Genomic DNA, 17,255 nt, shown 5'->3' with positions numbered 1-17,255 from the left:
GTGGGAGTTTTGCAAAAGTTTTGCAAATCGCAGTGTCTAGTCCTGAAATAGGTTTACACCTGTTTCAGCCTCAAAACGCCCGATGCACCGCATCGGGCGTTTTGTATTTCAGCGATAGATGAGGCCGCTCGTTGTTATAGATCTGCACCGACTCGTCCACCATCCGGATGGCCTCTGCAAAATTTTTGGGGCGATGCAGCAATAACTCGTTTTTCAAAATCCCGTTCACACGCTCAGCCAACGCGTTTTGGTAGCAGTCGTAGCCATCGGTCATTGAGCAGGTGATGCCGTATTTGGCATGCAGCCGCTGATAAAGCTCGGAGCAGTATTGGACGCCTCTATCCGAGTGATGCACCAAACATTGCTTCGTTGTCCGCTGCTTGAGGGCTTTGTTGAACGCCTGGATCACCGATTCGGTGTGCAAGCTTTCATGGACATGGTGCCCCACGATTTTTCGGGAGTACGCATCGGTGATCAAACTCAGATAAGCCACACCCGTTTGCGTCGGTAAGTAGGTGATGTCCGCAACCCATACTTGCTCTGGCGCCTTGGCAACTACCTGAATCGGCCCATCTTTGAGCAGGTTTGGATGCCGGCGAAAGCGATGATGGCTGTCTGTCGTTTTGTGATAGGCCCGTCTGCGGGGAACCAGCTCGCGCCGATCTCGCAAGATATCGAATAACCGGTCTCGACCGACCTTTACGGACACTTCTGGCTCAGTGCGCATCAGATTGTGAAGTTTTCGGGTGCCAAGGCGCGGTTGCCTAAGTCGTTTTTCCCTCACGAATCCCATCACTTCCTGGGCATGACGGGCCCGGGCATCACACGCCCGGTTGCGCTTGTAATAAGCCTGACGGGAAATTCCCATGAACTGGCAAGCCCGACTGATGCTCAGGTCTTGGATCTGCCCTTGGGAGAGGACTTGCCGGATCGCTTTTTTACGACAGAAACACCGAAGTCGTTCTTCAAAACATCAACGACAGCTTCGAAAAACTGAGCTTTCTGGTTGGCTTGGGCCAGCTTTTCTTCAAGCTCTTTGATTCGCTGTTCGGGTGTCAGTGGTTTATCGGGCTCATCCATGGAACGGGGTCTCTTGGAGCGAATGGACGCGCCTTGACTCCAGTCCTGCCGACCATGCCTGCGTAACCAGTTCAGTACGGTCGATTTACCCTGAATGCCATAGCGCTCTTGAGCCTCTTTATAACTCAACTCGCCTTTTTCGACCTGATCGACGACCGACAATTTAAAGGTCCGCGTGTAGTCACGCTGACTGCGCCTTTTTCCTGTATTCATTACTCCCTCCTGAGAATGGGTCAGAAGGTGTAAACCTTATTCAGGACGAGACACAGACAACAAAAAAGGGCCCACCTTTCGGTGAGCCCTTCTAGACCGCCCAGCAGAGCGGATTTTGTTTGGTAGGCGCGATTGGACTCGAACCAACGACCCCCACCATGTCAAGGTGGTGCTCTAACCAACTGAGCTACGTGCCTGCTGTGAGGCGGCATTCTACGGAATTCCGGAGGGGTGTCAACACCTTTTTTCGAGCTAACCCTATGAATATGCAAAATATTTAATTTCGCCGCTGCAAAGAAGATTTTGCGGTGGCTGGCGGTCGATTTTTATCTCGGGTAGGATCGATGCACTCGTAAAATATATTAAACAGAGGCTGCAGGATGGCGAACACCCCCTACCCGGAATCCTATTACGCCGCATCGGCCAATGCGGCTCCGCCGCGCCCGGCTTTGCAGGATGACGTGGAGACTGATGTCTGTGTGATCGGTGCCGGTTACACCGGTCTGTCCTCTGCCCTGTTTCTGCTGGAAAACGGTTTCCGGGTCACGGTGCTTGAAGCGGCGAAGGTAGGTTTTGGTGCGTCGGGGCGTAACGGTGGCCAGATCGTTAACAGTTATAGCCGCGATATCGATGTGATCGAGCGCAGTGTCGGTCCCAAGCAGGCTCAGTTGCTGGGGCAGATGGCGTTCGAAGGTGGGCGGATCATTCGTGAGCGGGTTGCCAAATATAATATCCAGTGCGACTTGAAGGACGGTGGCGTATTCGCCGCCATTACCGCCAAGCAGATGGGCCATTTGGAATCCCAGAAGCGTCTGTGGGAGCGGTTCGGTCACACGCAGCTTGAATTGATGGATCAGCGTCGCATCCGTGAAGTGGTCGCTTGCGATCAGTACATTGGCGGCATGCTCGACATGAGCGGCGGGCACATTCATCCGCTGAACCTGGTGTTGGGCGAAGCAGCAGCGGTCGAGTCGCTGGGCGGCACCCTTTATGAGCAATCGCCGGCGGTACGCATCGAGCGCGGCGCGAGTCCGGTGGTGCATACGCCTCAGGGCAAGGTCAGGGCCAAGTTCATCATCGTTGCGGGCAACGCGTACCTCGGTAATCTGGTGCCGGAACTGGCCGCCAAATCGATGCCCTGCGGGACTCAGGTGATCACCACTGAACCCCTGGGCGACGCGTTGGCCAAGAGCCTGTTGCCGCAGGATTACTGTGTCGAGGACTGCAACTATCTGCTCGACTACTACCGTTTGACCGCCGACAAGCGCCTGGTCTTCGGCGGTGGTGTGGTGTACGGCGCGCGGGATCCGGCGAACATCGAGGCGATTATTCGGCCGAAGATGATCAAGGCCTTTCCGCAGCTCAAGGACGTGAAGATCGATTACGCCTGGACCGGCAATTTCCTGCTGACCTTGTCGCGTCTTCCTCAAGTCGGACGCCTGGGCGACAACATCTACTATTCCCAGGGTTGCAGCGGCCACGGCGTGACGTACACCCATCTGGCGGGCAAGGTCCTGGCCGAAGCGTTGCGTGGCCAGGCCGAGCGTTTCGACGCGTTTGCCGACCTGCCTCACTACCCGTTCCCCGGCGGACAACTGCTGCGTACGCCGTTCGCTGCGTTGGGCGCCTGGTATTACGGACTGCGCGACAAGCTCGGCTTCTGACCGACCAGACGCAAAAAAGGGGCAACTGCACAGTTGCCCCTTTTCATTTCAGCTCGGGAAGTCAGCCCTTCGCTGATTGAGCCTCTGCAAGAATTCGGCCCTGCGCTGCTGGTCCATTTCCTCTTTGGCCAAGAGCTCGGGAAGCAGCTCGGCCGCACGCCGGGCATCGAGGATGAAGACCCCGTCATCATCACCAATGGCCAAGTCCCCCGGCCGCACCCGAACCTCGCCCACATTGATCGATTGATTGACTTCCCCATCGGCGCCAATGCCGCGAGTCGTGTACGCACTGACGTCTCGGCAAAAGATCGGCAACCCATGAAGACGCAATGCGCTGACATCCGTGACCGCACCCGACACCACCACCCCGGCCAACCCTTTGATCAGCCCGGCCAGGGTGCGCAGTTCGCCCCAGCAACCACACTCCTCGTCGCCCACACATTCGATCACCAGCACGTCGCCCGGCTCACTCAGCAACAGCGCTTCACGCAAAATGCTGCCATCCGGTGGGAAGACTTTGACGGTGACGACATTGCCAACCATGCGGATGTCGTTGAACAGCGGCTTGATCCCCCGCAGGAAACCTCTATCGGAGAAATGGCCGATGGTTGACGAAGGGATCGACCGGTAGGCGCTGAGCAACTCCGGGGCGACCTTCTGCTGGCGCGGATTGATCTGATAACTCATCGGCATTTCCCCGGACGCAATAGTGGGCAGGTTGAACAATATTCAGCGGGCTCGGTAGCCAAATAGTAGAAGCAGCACGTTCGCCGAAAGCGAATGCTGCGCTGCCCCTCGTCGACCAGTGTCGGCGGTCGACGGAAATGGCTCAGCGGGTTGTAATCGAGGCCGAACAGCGCAGGTTCTGCCTGAGTCAGCAACCAGTTGAAGTCGGCTTCATAGCGCTCGCGCACTGCCGGCTCGTCGACTTTCGCCATGCGTTTTTCATACAACGAATACACGCGCACTGCGGAGTTTTCCCACAAGATGCGCCGTGAAACGCCACTCACACGGTTGAAGGTTTGCCACAGCGGTTTCAGCAGCCCGGCAAACAGTGACTGCACCAGGTTTTCCCGCCAGGCCTCGCGCTCACCTGCCCCGTACGTCAGCGGCAGGGAATGAATCAGCGGCATCGAAGACGTCCACAGCCCTTCATCGTGGCCGTACTCGATCACCGTGTTGTCCAGCGACAGCAGCAGTCCTTTGTCGTACACCGACATGGCGTACAAACAGGCACCGGTGGCCAGGAACGACAGGCGCTTGCCCAGCAGCGAGGCGGTGATCGCCCGCGACGGTGAGCCAATGACCGGGCTCAATGTGTCCAGCAAACGCTCGCACACCTCTTCCTGCAACAGGTCACGCGCCATCAGCGAGCGTAATGGATCGCGCTCGGCGTAGTCCTTCAACCGCAACCCACCGCCCAACACGTTCCACTCTTGCGCGGTGAAGTGATGAGCCAGACTCATTGCGGCAATTCCCGACCAAACGGGATGCACATCGGCGTACCGAAGAACGGGTCAGGAATAATCCTGCAGTTGAGATCGAACACGGTTTTGACCAGCGCCTGAGTCAAGACGTCCTCAGGCCGGCCCTGGGCAAATGCCGTACGCTCATGCACCGCGACCATATGATCGGCATAACGACAGGCCAGGTTGAGGTCGTGAAGCACCATGATGATGGTTTTGTTCTCGAGCCGGTTGAGGTCGCGCAGCAGGTCCAGCACTTCAATCTGGTGAGCCAGGTCGAGGAAGGTCGTCGGCTCGTCCAGCAGCACAATGCCGGTGTCCTGGGCCAAGGTCATGGCGATCCACGCGCGCTGACGCTGCCCACCGGACAAGGCATCCACCGGCCGATCCGCCAGCGCCTGCAAACTGGTCTGCGTCAGTGCGCGATTGACCATGGTTTCATCCTCGGTCGACCACTGCTGCATCCAGCTCTGATAAGGGTATCGACCCAGGGCCACGAGTTGGCGAACGGTAATGCCCTCGGGCGCCGTCGGTGTCTGGGGCAGGATGGCCAGTTCACGCGCCACCGCCGCCGTGGATTTTTGCTGGATATCCACACCGTTGAGAATCACCGAGCCTTGCTGCGGTTTCAGCAGTCGGGCAAAGGATTTGAGCAAGGTACTTTTGCCGCAGCCGTTACTGCCAATCAGCACCGAGATCTTGCCCTTGGGCAGTTGCATGTCCAGCGCGTCAATAATCACCTGGCGCTGATAACTCAGGGTCAGGCCCCGACTTGCAATCGACGTCATACGTTGAATTCCTTAATGACGCTGTTTAATCAATAAATAGAGAAAAAAGGGTGTGCCCAGCACCGCGACAAAGATCCCGGCCGGAAGATCCAGGGGCAAAAACAGCGTGCGCCCGACCAGGTCGGCCAGCATCACCAGGATTGCGCCAATCAGGGCTGCCATCACGGCTTGTCCAGCGAAACCCGGGGCCACCAAGCGTTTGGCAATATGCGGCGCGATAAGCCCGACAAACGCGATCGCCCCACCCCAGGCAATGGCCGCACCGGCCAACGCCACACTCACCAACAACAAACCGGCCCGCAGCCATTGCACGCGCACGCCGATGCCCTGGGCCAGGTGGTCATCCAGCTGTTGCACCATCACCTGACGGGCCAGCAGCACCAGCAGCGGACAAATGCCCAACAACCAGCTCGCAAGCGCCAGCGGTTCGGGCCAACTGGCGCCGTATACGCTGCCGGTCAACCAGACGTAGGCCGACAGGGTGGTGGTCAGCGGACTGAACACCAGAATGAAGGTGGTCGCGGCCGTCAACATCGCCGAAACGCCCACGCCGATCAGCACCAGCCGCAGCGGTGAGGCCCCCTGCTTCCAGGCCAGTAGATAAATGGCCAATGTCGCCAGCGCCGCACCGAGCATCGCGGCCAGGGGCAGAAATTGTTGCCCGAGCGTCGCGGACAAGAACGACAGGTAAAGCACGGCGGCGGCACTGGCACCGCTGGTGATGCCCAGCAGGTCCGGCGATGCCAGCGGGTTGCGGATGATGCTTTGCAGGATCAGCCCGGACACCGACAACGCAGCGCCCACCAGCGCCGCCAGCACAATGCGTGGAAAGCGCAGTTGCTCGACGATCAACGTCAGGCTGGCGTCCTGATTGGAAAACAGGATTCGCATGACCTCGAGGGGCGAGAGGATGACTTTGCCCAGCGACAACGAGGCGAGCATCACCAGCACCGTCAGCACCAGCGCCGCTGCCAACCGCAACCACGTGGAAAGGTTCACCTGCCGGGAATACCCGCCCCGGCGCCAGGTCACTACCCTATCCATAACGACCTCCACGCCGGGCCAGCATGATGAAAAACGGCGCGCCAAACAGCGCCGTCATCACCCCCACCGGCACTTCTTGAGGCAGGATCAAAACCCGCGACAGCGTATCCGCCAACAGCAGGAGAATCGCACCGAGCAGCGCGCAACCGGGCAACAACCAGCGATGGTCGATGGACAACCCCTTGCGCACCATGTGCGGCACCAGAAGACCGATGAAACCAATGCTGCCGGCCAACGCCACCGCGCTGCCCGCGAGACAAATCACCAGCACGCTCATCAGCAGCCGGATCAGGCCGGTTCTCTGCCCCAGCCCCGTAGCAATCTCTTCCCCCGCGTTCAGCACGTTGACCTGCCCGGCCAGCATCAGCGCCCCCGACAACCCGAACACATCAGTCAGCAACAAGGGGGCGGCGCTCGACAGGTTGCGTTCGGACAACGAACCGGCCAGCCAGAACAGCACTGTGTCCAATCCATCCTGATTCACCACCAGCAGCGCCTGGCTGAAGGCGGAGAACAACGCGGCGATCGCCGCGCCCGCCAGCACGATGCGCAGCGGACTGAGACTGCCCTGCCCCATGTTGCCGATCAGCCATACCAGACAACCTGCCACGGCAGCGCCAAGGAACGCCGACCATAGCCAGGCATCCGGGGATGAGAGCGAGAAGATCGAGGAAAACAGGATGATAAAAAAGGTCGCACCAGCGTTGATCCCGAACAATCCGGGGGATGCCAAAGGATTGCGCGTCAGTGCCTGCATCAGGGCACCCGCGACCGCCAGACTGGCACCTACGGAAATCGCCATCAGGGTGCGCGACAGGCGCGTGGTGGTCACCAGTACATGATTGATACTCAGCGGGTCGGGATCGACAAACGCTGCGGCAATCTGTGGCAGTGGAATCCAGGTGGCACCGACCGCCAGGCTCAACACGCAGCACAGCAGCAACACGACACCCGCGCTGCACAGTTTTACTCCCGGGCTCATGAGGCCACCTGCGCGGCGGCCACGCGGGCCACGTCGTCGAGCATCAGGTTCGCCCCCAACATCCCGCCCGACAGACTCCACGCGACGCCATCGACCTGCCACACCTGTCCTTGCTGCGGGGCACGCATCTGCTTCCACAGCGGGTGTTGCACCAGGCTCTCGTAGTTGCGCTGCACCGCCGCGTTCTGCGCGCGCAGGAACACAAAAAAGATGTCGGCATTCACCACGGCAAGGCTTTCCTTGCTGGTGAGTTTGATCGATACCCCGCTCGCCTCCCGGCTGCTGTCACTCCAGTTGAATCCCAGTTCGGTGAGCACCGAGCCCGGAAAACTCGCCGGCAAGTAACTGCGGATGTGGTCCTCGCGGATGTCCAGAATCGACACCGTCGGTGGCCAGCGTCCGGCAAATGTCTGCTGCAATTGCTGACCCACCTGTGCCACGCGTTGCTGCCATCGGTTCAGAATCTCGTCGGCCCTCTGTTGCTGGTGTAAAGCAGCGCCCATCAGTGCCAGGGTCTTCTTGAATTCAAACACCTCCTCCAGCATCAGCACCGGAGCGATCTGCCTGAGCAACGGTGCAATGCGTTCGTGGCGAAAGCGCGAGGCTACAATCAGGTCCGGCTTGAGCAACGCGATGTCTTCAAGACTGGGCTGGGTTTCCAGGCCGACATGGGGCACCTGATCCAGAGCCCAACGCAAATAGTGAAAGGTGGGTTTTTCGCTCCAGGAATCAACCACGCCACACGGGGTCACGCCCAACACCACGGCGCAGTCGGTGGCGCCCTGAAACAGGGTGATCACCCGCAACGGCGCGGCGCCAGCCTCGGCCCACGCTGGCGCAGAAAACCTGAGGGCGAGCGCCCCCAGGGACAGGCGCAACAGCGTGCGCCTGGAGGGTTCACATCGCGGTTCAGGCATTACGATCGAGCCTGTGAAACGGGTTGACCACCTGCCCTTTGCCAAACGGCATGCTGCCAGGGCCGCCCGCGCGTTCGATCATCGGGGTGAGCAGCAATTTCTGCGGCCAATGTGGCGCTTCGAACAACTGGTGCTTGATCATGATCCGCGCCTCGGCGTCAAACTCGATGGTGTCGATCAACTCGTTGAGCACCTCGCCCATCGCCGTCCACAACCCGGTCGCCGGCAATGCGTAGACCTCAGCCAGCGTATCGATGATCGCGCGGAGGTTGACCTGAATACCCAGGGTCTGTAACCAGAACAGCAGGTCTTCAGGGCGATCGTGGTACAGCGTGTTGGCATGCCCCTTCTTCAGCCGGTAAGCCGGGTCGGCCAGGCCGTTGCGTTCCAGCCAAGGTACGAAGATGCGCAACGAATCGTGATCGCGCAACAGCAAGCCCTGTGCATAACCGGCCTTCCACACCAGCACCGCGTTCTGCCCGTGAATTTCCCCCAGCATGCCGATGCGGAACATCCGCAGGTTGATATCGAAGAAGCTGTGGCACAGCTCGCGGAACAGCGTCATCACCGACGCGGCGTTGGCCGGCAGTTGACGGTAGCCCATCCAGTCATCGAAGAAGTGCTGATTGCTACCCGGCAGTGGCGTGCCCAACGCGGCCATGGGCACCAGTCGGGTGTCCGGGTCTTCCAGCAGCGCAAGTGGATAGCCGCGCACCATGGCCGACAGGTGACGCGGCGCTTCGTCGAACAGCGTCGCGTCTGGTGGCATGAACGCCCACCATTTGGTTTCGTCGCACAGGTGCAGCGACTGCTGCAGCGTTTGATCCTTGCTCAGTGCCTGACGCAGCAGCGCCTCGCTCAAGCCGCCGTTGATCATTTTTACTGCGGGCAGATAACGCGAAGCGCCCAGCGAATAGATCGCCATCGGCAACTTGAGGTAATCGGCGCTGTTGAAGCACGGGGTCATCGAGCGCAACGACGAGGTGGCGAAGAAATCACCGTCGGTGAAGTCCAGTCGCTGGCAATCACCCTTGGCGAACGCGTCGCCGAGTTGCGCCTCCAATACGTGCTCGAACTGCCACGGGTGCACCGGCAGCGCGATGTGGCTCTGGGCAATGCCCCGCTGTTGCAACTCTTGTTGCAAGTTAGCCTGCAGCAGCGGCGGCAACAGGTATTGAGCGGGATAGCTCTGCGCCAGGTCCGTCACACCGACGCCGCATTGCAGCAACGTGCGATCGACCGCGACCCAATTGAGCGCTACCGGACGGGCGAACTCCGCCTGATACTGCTGATATTCCGCGTCGTCCAAACCCTGCTTGGCCTTGGCCAGCGGATGGTAGGGACGATCACGCAGCGAAGCCCACTGCTCCATTGCCAGGAAAAAGTCCGCGTTGCTCTTTTCCAGCAAGCGTTCGCTGTTGACCCGATGGGCCAGGGACAACTCGGTTTGCCGAACGCTGGTGCGCAGCACATCCAGAAACAGGGCGAAGCCTTTCTCATTGTCCGGGTAGCGATCGGTCATCCCTGCCAACACCTGGGTCGTGAAAGCCTCGGGTGACAGCGCGGTCAGTTGGTCATTCTGTCGCGCCCAAACCAGCGTGCCCGGTACTTTCTCCCATTGCTGGGTAATGCCGGGACGCAGGGCAATAACGATGCAACCCTGGGGATCGCTGGGCCATTCCCAGATCCGTTGTTCGGCGCTCAACCCGGTAAACGGCTGATCGGCCGATGACGAGGGCGCCACCAGGTTCAGCGGTTCGGTGCCGAAAAAATGTTCGGCCAGCAAACAATCGACCAGATCCTGCATCACCTTGTCGGCGGCCATTGTGGTGAAGTTCATCCGATTATTTTCCTTCTGCTGAAGTGGCGGCCAATTTGGCCTGGAGGGCACGAAAAGCGATGCCACGCTCGTCACCCAAAACAAAGCTTTTTACGCCCCGGCTCAACCACCGTTCGTGGTCGCCCGGCTGACGTGGAATCGCGCAATACATAACGCCCGCGGCACTCGCCGCTTGCCAGCTGGCGAGCAGCGCTTGCTGCACCTCGGGCCGGTCGATCTGCCAGGGCATGCCCATCGATTGCGACAAGTCGGCGGCCCCTTCGAGGATCATGTCGAGGCCGGGCACGGCAGCAATTTCCGCCGCCCGCCGCACACCTTCGGCACTCTCGATCATCGCCACGACCATGATTTGCTCGTTGGCCAGCGCGACGTATTCCGCCAGGCTGTGTTTGCCAAAGGCACCGGGGCGGCCGGCATTCAGGCTGCGGGTGCCCTGCGGGTGGTATTTGCAGGCACGAATGCTTTCGGCCAAAGGCTCGGGGCTTTCGATCATCGGCAAGACAATGCCCTGGGCGCCCCCATCGAGCAGGCGCAGCAGGGTTTTCGGGTTGAGGTCCGCCACCCGCACCAGCGGGGTCAGCGCGTAACTCTCGGCGGTGCGGATCATGTTCTCCACGGTCTCGGGATTGATCAGCACGTGTTCCATATCGATGATCACGAAATCGAAACCCGCCTCGGCAATCAGTTCGACGGCCGCTGGCGACGGAATCGAGCTGATCAGGCCGTAGACCGGCTCACCTGTTCTGAGCTTCTGCTTGAGCAGATTGGTCCTCAGCATGATTGCGGCCGGAATGCGTGCAGCGGATTGGGAACCGATTTGAAACGACGCTCGCCGTCGCCCAGCAGGCGGCGCTTGGTCAGTTCTTCCACTTCGTAGAACGGCGCGAAGACATCAAACGCTGCATAACGCGGACGGTGTTGCGGATGCTCGGTCTGGTAAGCGGTGATCACCTCGGCGGTCATCTGCCAGAACAAGGTTTCTTCCAGCTGATAGTGCTGATGCAGGAAGATCGCCATCTCGGCCAGGGCGATGAAAAAGAACGAATCACAGGAAAAATCCCGGACCGCATCCAGGTCGTCGGTGAGGATGAACGAATTGCGATTGAGCTTGGCGTGGCTGGCGGGCAGCGGCACCAGGGTCGGGCACAAATCGGGGCGTCCCAGGTGCTGCGGCGAATAGCGCACGCCGTCGTGGAAGTCTTTCAGGGCAATACGTTGCGGCCAGCCCTGCTTCACGATCAGGACGATGTTCTGCCCATGGGATTCCATGCCGATGCCTTCGGCGTACAGCATGTGAATGATCGGCGACACCGCCACCTGCAACAGTTGGCGCGTCCAGGCGTGCAGGCCGTATTGAGCGATCCAGGCATCGATGAACGGGGTCTGTTCACCCGAGCCGTAGCGGTTGTCCACGGAACTCAAACCATTGAACGGCACAGCTTGCTCGTCGTCTTGCAGGTACTGGTGAATGCTCTCGCGCCACAGCGTGCCCATCGTGCCGTAGGCCTGGGACATCCGCGTGGCGGGCAGGTGATCGTAGTCAAAGCTGACGCCAACCACCTCACCGAGAATCACAAAGCCTAGGTCGCGGGCAGTGCTGTCGCTGCCGATCAATTGCTGCAACCAGTCGGTGATGATCGGGCCGTTCATCACTGTGTGCCGGGCCAGAATTCGGGTGCTTGAGGTATTGGTCATGCTCAGCGCGAGTTTGACGTAAGGCCGCTTTTTCTCAGTGACGTTGGCCAGGGTGCGGATCGACTGTTGCGCCTGATAACGGTCATCCGTAGTGCCCAGATAGATCACTTCACCGCTGACCAGCTCGGGGTAGAACACAGGAACGATGATGTTTTCCCACTGCCACGGGTGCACCGGCATCAGCCAGTAATCGCCCATCGCCTTGCCTTGGTCGGTGAGACTTTCAGCGAGTTGCTGCCAGCGCTGAAGTCCGAACTCCTGCTGGATAAATCCGTCGTAATCCAGGTGCTGCGAGATGTTCATCGCCCCGCAGGATTTGGCCACGGCCAGCCAGACAATCGCGATGGGCGCGGCAAATTCCGGCCCGTAATGGGCGTTGTCTTTGAGCGAGAAACCGATGCGCGATTTGTAGCAAGGGTGATAGCTGTGGGCATCCATGAAGTGCTGTTCCAGCGCATCGACATCCAGTTGATGGGCTGGCTTGGCCGCTTGGTAACCCTGGCTGCGCGATTGCAGATCCTTGAGCATCGTTTGTTCAAGCTCATGGGTGAAGCGTGGCAGGTGCGGGCTGTCCTGAAGTTCGCTCAGCAGCTCCGCCAATGCTTGATGAAGGTACGGCTGACGGCGCGCGCCCAACGCATCAACGCGTTCGAGACTGGCATAGTCGAGGCGGATCAGCTCGAAGCTTTCGCTGAGCAATCCGCTGCAGTGGTACTCCACCGGTTGTTGCTGCGCATCGACGCCACTGACGACAAAACGATACTGGCCGCCATCGAGCGGCGAATGGCGATACGGCAGGACGTTTTCATACAGCAGCGTTTGCAGCAGCTGGCCCACCACGCGCTGTTCCACTTGCTGATAGTGGCGCGGATCGGCCGTCGCCAGCCAGACGCCTGGTGCTGAATCCGCAGCCTGAGGTGTTGCCTGTGAAGAAGTCGCCATAGTCATAACCTTGTCCGTGAAAGAATTAACGGTGTTCGAGGGCTGAGGGCAATGCCTCGGCCGGCTCGTCGGATGCGTGAACGGGAAAACGCCAGGCACAGGGCAATGCCAGCAGGATTAGGATGCCGGTGGCCATGAAGACCTCGCTGATCGCTCCCGGGGTTGCCACCGAAACAATGCCGCCCGCCGAATCGGCGGCCAGGCGAAACTCGAGCCAGAGCGAGGCAATCACGATGGCCAGTGACGAGACGAGACGACGGGAAATGTTGTTCATCGCCGCGCCTTGAGTGACCATCGGTTCAGGCAGCGCATCGAGTCCGGCGGTGGTGATCGGGATATAGGACAGGCCCAGCCCGGCGCCGCGGACCATCATCAGGAAAAACACCACACCGATTGAAGCGCCAGCCCCCAGCATGCCCAGTCCCAATGTGGCGCCCCCGGTCAGCAGCAGCCCCCAGAGCACCACGCCACGCGGGCCGTGACGGTCCAGCCACTTGCCGCCGAGATGCCCGAACAGGCTGGCGAACATCGCCGTGCACAGCAGCGACAGACCGGTCCAGATAGCGCTGTAGCCCATCACCACCTGCACCAGCAGCGGCAGCAGGACCAGACATTCGAACATTCCGACCGACTGCACCACCGCGATGATCACGCTCAAGCGATATCCGCGCAGGGCAAAGATGCGCAGGTTGAGCAGCGGCGAAGTCCGGTTCAGTTCCAGTCGTACAAACGCAACCAGACACAGAATGGCCGCCAGCAACATGCCGAGGTTGAGCGGATCAGTGAGGGCCTCGGCATGGCGCAGACGGCCAACAGCAATCATCAGCAGACCGATGCCCGTCGCGATCAGCAGGTAACCCGCCAGGTCGAAAGGTTTGCGTTCCGATGCTTCAGAAGCCGGCAAAACGCCGACGCCAAGGATCAGCGCCAGCAGGCCAATCGGCACATTCATCAGGAACAGCGAGCGCCAACTGAACCACTCCAGCATCAGGCTCCCGCACAAGGGCCCCAATGCCGGCGCCAGCATGACTGCCGCGCCCCACAGGCCAGTAACCCTGCCCCGCTCGCCCTTCGCGTACACCGAAAAGATGATCGCCAGCGACAGCGGAATCATCAGCCCGCTGGCGATCCCTTGCACCACGCGCGCGGCAATCACCAGCGCGATGGAGTTGGCCAACGCCCCCAGCAGCGAACCGCAGACAAACAACGCCACGCCCCACAAATACAGGGATTTGCGCCCCATCCGCTGACTGAGAAAACTGGTGAGAGGCATGGTCATGCCCATGCTCACCATGAATGCGGCCACGATCCAGGTGGCCAACAGCGGGCCGATATCAAAGGCTTCCATGAACGCCGGCAACGCCGGATTCAGCGAGCTGTTGTTCAGGCTGACCGTCAGCGTGCCCAACAACACATTGACCACCACCAACCAGCGCGGCACGGCAAACGTCAATCCCACGGGGCGACTCCGGCCTGTTGCACAAACACCTGCGGCGGTCGCGGATGACAGAGGAAGTCGGCATGGGAGATGTTGTAGCCATAGGCACCCGCCAGCGGCAGCACCAGCATGTCGCCGATCTCCACTTCCGTGAGCGGGCAATCGCGGCTCAGCACATCCTTGGGCGTGCAGAGTTGCCCCACGACGGTCCACTCCTGTTGTGGCGCTGTTGGCGTTACGCGATGCCGGGGCAGATGAATGACCGGGTGATCATGCCCCTGGGCAACCGGCAGACGGAACTGATGGGTGCCGCCCCGACAGACCAGGAAGTGCTTGCCGTGACTGGTTTTCTTGTCCAGCACTTCAATGGCGTAGTAGCCGCAAAAGGCGCTGATGAAACGACCGGGCTCAAAGCGCACGATGGGCGCATCGGCACACGCTGCAAGGCTCTGGCCCAAATGCGTACACAAGCGCTGCCAATCGAATTGCTGCGGCCCGAGGTAGTTAACGCCGATGCCACCGCCCACATTGAGATGAGTGATCGCCGCAGGATCGGCCGACAACGCTTTCCATTGCGGCCAGCGCTGCAGGTACAGATCAAGCAATTGTTCATGGCGCTCCACCAGCGACTGATGGGACATCGCATGCACATGGAAACCCTTGAGCCGCAGGTGGCTGGCGTTATCGACCCAGCTCACCGCTTGGGCCAGTTCCGACTCATCGATCCCGAACGGTGTGGCCGTGCCAGCCATCGCCAGTTTGCTGGAGAGCGGCGACGGCAGTTCGGGGTTGATCCGCAGCAAGACGTCTTGCACGCGCCCCGTTTCCAGTGCCAGACGTTGCAGGCGGACAATTTCATTCAGGCTTTCAATGTGAATCGCTTCGACCTGGTGTTGCAGCGCCGAACGCAGGTCAGAATCCAGTTTGCCGGGGCCGGAGAAGATGAATGGCTTGCGCGTCGGGCAGGCCTGGAGACGATCGATCTCGCCGCCGGAGGAAATCTCGAACCCATGCACCAACGGCGCGATGGCAGCGAGGATCTGCGGTTCACTGTTGGCCTTGATCGCGTAGTAAAGCTCCACGCCTTCGGGCAGCGTCGCCATCACCTGCGTCACGTGCTGTTTCAACGCATCGAGGTCATAGATGAACAGCGCCAGCGGATCTTCGTACTGCGTGCGGGCTTCGTCGATGGCGGCCAATACCGCTGCGGGCAGCTTATCCACGCTTGGCCTCCTTGCCCCACGGGGACACCAGACTGACGTAGCTGGCCTGGCGATCGGCCTTGGCGGCCAAGCGGACCTTAAGGTTGGTTTTGCAGGCAATCGGCTGACCGGCAATCAGTGCGTCCAACTCCGGCGCAGCGCGGGTCAATTCGGCGCGGATGCTGATCAATTGCTGCTCCACCCGTTGCCACATCAGCGGCGCCAGGTGCGGACGCTCCCAACTCAAGGCCAGTACCGCCTCGGACAAGTTGTTGACGAACAGGCAATAGACGATGCGATTCCAGCCTTGCTGGCGGGAATAAAGCAGCGACTCACGCACCCGTGGATGAACGTCTGCGTCGATCCGGGAAGCACCCAGTTCGTCGGTCAGTTTGACCCCTTCGAAATCCCGCAACAGCAAGCGTTGTGGACGACCGTTGTCATGCACCAGCACGCTGTTCTGCAGGTGCGGTTCCATCACGATGCCGTGGTTGAAGAACAGCGCCAGCACCGGCCGCAGCAGCAGCGCCTGATAGTCGTCGAACCAGCTCAACAGCGTTTGATCGTCGATGTCGTTGCCGTTGAACCGGCTCAGAAACTCATGCACCAACGGCGGCAAATGCAGGCCGCGCGCGAACAGCGTACCGGCCATGATGCTGCAGTCGGTGCCGGTGTCGAGGCAGAAGTTCTCCCGCAGGATCGCCCCGGTCTGTTCGCGGAACCAGTGGTTATCGGCTTCGCTGGCCTGTTGCGGCGCCCAGCTCAGATTGCCCGGTTCGGCCACCACCGAGAGCCCGCCAAGGGTTTCGGGCCGGGTCAGTTGGAGGTTACGAAAGACTCGGTCGATCATCAGTGCGCTTTCCAATTCGTACCAGGCGTTTTTCCTGACGCAGTTGGTGATGCGCACATTCAGCGAGCCCTTGATGAAGAACTCATGGCCCTCGATGTACCAGGTGCGGATGGACGCTGTGGGGTTGGCCATCAGCCCTGTGGCGCCAAGGTCGACGATGGACGCGGATTTCAACAAACGCTGAACCCGGCCATCCTGCATGAACAGCTGGGCCTGTACCGGATGCATGCAAATAACCGCGTGCCCCGGCCGCGCCTGCGCCTGATCGGCAAAACCGGCCAGCACTTGGGCTTTGCTCAGGCCGTTGGCTCCGACGTTCAATCCTTCCAGCGGCACCTCGAACAGGTGCAATGGCGTGCGGGCCTGGAATTCCGGGGCATAGGTTTCCTGAGCCAGATGAGCTGGCCACAGGCGCGCCTTGGGTGCCGGATGGTTCGGATGACCGAACCACAAGCCCTGCTCGCTGGCGAGGTAACCGCTGAGGGGTGCCGGATGCTGGCCGTCCATGTTGTGGCCGACGATGGCCGCGGTCAGCAACTGGCTTTGCAACACCTGATCCAGCAACTCGTCGTTGCTGGCGCGGGTCATGTGTTCGCACGCCGCGAGCAACTGCTCGACGAACTCGGTAAACCTCAGGCACGACCAGTCGCCCTCGCCACGCCGGGCATAAACATCCGACAGGTAACGGTGACTGCCCAGACCATCACGGCGGTCCACCATCACAAAGAACTGCTGCTGGTTGGGCAGGCTGATGGTCAGGGGAATGCCCTTCCATTCCAGCCCCTCGAGGTAACTGCCCGGGGCGATGCCTTGCATCTGCGCCGGCCAACTGTAACTGAGGCAGTTTTCCGGCAAGGCGAACTCTTTGATCAAACAATTAAGCAACGCACGCGTCGTTGCCAACTCACTGACCATATTCGATAAAACACTGCGATCTGGATGATTCATGGGTGCTCCACAATAGCCCGCGAGGCCACTGGACACGTTATATGGCGAAAAAATTAGTTGCTGATCGACCTGTTTTACGGCCAACGAAACCCCACGTAACGACATCACGTCACTGAACCTTTTTAAACAATCAGACGACCATCAAAGTTATTTTCAGCCCTGCCATCAAACTGCAACTCAGCGGAC

Annotated in this window: 14 protein-coding genes and 1 tRNA gene; 1 reads left to right on the top strand and 14 read right to left on the bottom strand. The window is 60.1% G+C overall.

What is annotated here, in order from left to right; all coding sequences use genetic code 11:
* Positions 1-70: 70 nt before the first annotated feature.
* A protein-coding gene (locus tag ABH912_RS31235; RefSeq protein ID WP_429510628.1) for an IS3 family transposase occupies positions 71-1,293 on the bottom strand; the annotation gives its coding sequence in 2 pieces (ribosomal slippage) (positions 71-942 and positions 942-1,293; 1,224 coding nt in all).
* Positions 1,294-1,413: 120 nt separating this feature from the next.
* Positions 1,414-1,490 (bottom strand) — tRNA-Val (locus ABH912_RS31230).
* Positions 1,491-1,673: 183 nt separating this feature from the next.
* On the opposite strand from ABH912_RS31230, the gene ABH912_RS31225 reads away from it, so the two are divergent.
* Complete coding sequence (locus ABH912_RS31225) at positions 1,674-2,957, top strand: NAD(P)/FAD-dependent oxidoreductase (protein ID WP_429512691.1); 1,284 nt, start codon at positions 1,674-1,676, stop codon at positions 2,955-2,957.
* A gap of 48 nt (positions 2,958-3,005) precedes the next feature.
* Here ABH912_RS31225 and ABH912_RS31220 read toward each other — a convergent pair whose 3' ends face one another.
* Genes ABH912_RS31220 through ABH912_RS31165 form a run of 12 tightly spaced genes read right to left on the bottom strand, consistent with a single transcriptional unit; the run spans position 3,006 to position 17,069 of the window.
* A complete protein-coding gene (locus ABH912_RS31220; protein WP_429512689.1) occupies positions 3,006-3,644 on the bottom strand; it encodes an RraA family protein in 639 nt (212 codons plus the stop codon).
* Positions 3,641-4,423 carry an IucA/IucC family C-terminal-domain containing protein gene (locus ABH912_RS31215; protein WP_429512687.1) on the bottom strand — a complete coding sequence of 261 codons (783 nt, stop codon included), beginning with the start codon at positions 4,421-4,423 and terminating at the stop codon, positions 3,641-3,643. The genes ABH912_RS31220 and ABH912_RS31215 overlap by 4 nt, the downstream gene beginning before the upstream one ends.
* Positions 4,420-5,211: an ABC transporter ATP-binding protein gene (locus ABH912_RS31210; protein ID WP_033061828.1), complete on the bottom strand. Its 792-nt coding sequence runs from the start codon at positions 5,209-5,211 to the stop codon at positions 4,420-4,422. The genes ABH912_RS31215 and ABH912_RS31210 overlap by 4 nt, the downstream gene beginning before the upstream one ends.
* A 12-nt stretch (positions 5,212-5,223) precedes the next feature.
* Positions 5,224-6,255 (bottom strand): FecCD family ABC transporter permease, encoded by a 1,032-nt coding sequence (locus ABH912_RS31205; RefSeq protein WP_429512685.1) that lies wholly within the window; start codon positions 6,253-6,255, stop codon positions 5,224-5,226.
* Entirely contained in the window at positions 6,248-7,237 is a 990-nt protein-coding gene (locus ABH912_RS31200; protein WP_033061830.1) for a FecCD family ABC transporter permease, read from the bottom strand. The genes ABH912_RS31205 and ABH912_RS31200 overlap by 8 nt, the downstream gene beginning before the upstream one ends.
* Positions 7,234-8,154 carry an ABC transporter substrate-binding protein gene (locus ABH912_RS31195; RefSeq protein ID WP_429512682.1) on the bottom strand — a complete coding sequence of 307 codons (921 nt, stop codon included), beginning with the start codon at positions 8,152-8,154 and terminating at the stop codon, positions 7,234-7,236. The genes ABH912_RS31200 and ABH912_RS31195 overlap by 4 nt, the downstream gene beginning before the upstream one ends.
* On the bottom strand, positions 8,147-9,994 hold the full coding sequence (locus ABH912_RS31190; RefSeq protein ID WP_429512680.1) for an IucA/IucC family protein: 1,848 nt from the start codon (positions 9,992-9,994) through the stop codon (positions 8,147-8,149). Before ABH912_RS31190 ends, ABH912_RS31195 begins: the two co-directional genes overlap by 8 nt.
* Positions 9,995-9,998: 4 nt before the next feature.
* Complete coding sequence (locus ABH912_RS31185) at positions 9,999-10,772, bottom strand: HpcH/HpaI aldolase family protein (protein ID WP_429512678.1); 774 nt, start codon at positions 10,770-10,772, stop codon at positions 9,999-10,001.
* Positions 10,766-12,637: an IucA/IucC family protein gene (locus ABH912_RS31180; RefSeq protein WP_429512676.1), complete on the bottom strand. Its 1,872-nt coding sequence runs from the start codon at positions 12,635-12,637 to the stop codon at positions 10,766-10,768. The genes ABH912_RS31185 and ABH912_RS31180 overlap by 7 nt, the downstream gene beginning before the upstream one ends.
* Positions 12,638-12,656: 19 nt before the next feature.
* Entirely contained in the window at positions 12,657-14,084 is a 1,428-nt protein-coding gene (locus ABH912_RS31175; protein ID WP_429513190.1) for a DHA2 family efflux MFS transporter permease subunit, read from the bottom strand.
* Positions 14,081-15,292 (bottom strand): type III PLP-dependent enzyme, encoded by a 1,212-nt coding sequence (locus tag ABH912_RS31170; RefSeq protein WP_429512674.1) that lies wholly within the window; start codon positions 15,290-15,292, stop codon positions 14,081-14,083. Before ABH912_RS31170 ends, ABH912_RS31175 begins: the two co-directional genes overlap by 4 nt.
* Positions 15,285-17,069, bottom strand: coding sequence for an IucA/IucC family protein (locus tag ABH912_RS31165; protein ID WP_429512672.1), 1,785 nt, complete (start codon positions 17,067-17,069; stop codon positions 15,285-15,287). The genes ABH912_RS31170 and ABH912_RS31165 overlap by 8 nt, the downstream gene beginning before the upstream one ends.
* Between the last annotated feature and the right edge of the window lie 186 nt (positions 17,070-17,255).

The organism is Pseudomonas sp. BT76 TE3572, assembly GCF_050435365.1.
Lineage (GTDB): Bacteria > Pseudomonadota > Gammaproteobacteria > Pseudomonadales > Pseudomonadaceae > Aquipseudomonas > Aquipseudomonas fluorescens_W.
This window is presented reverse-complemented; position numbering and strand designations above follow the sequence as displayed.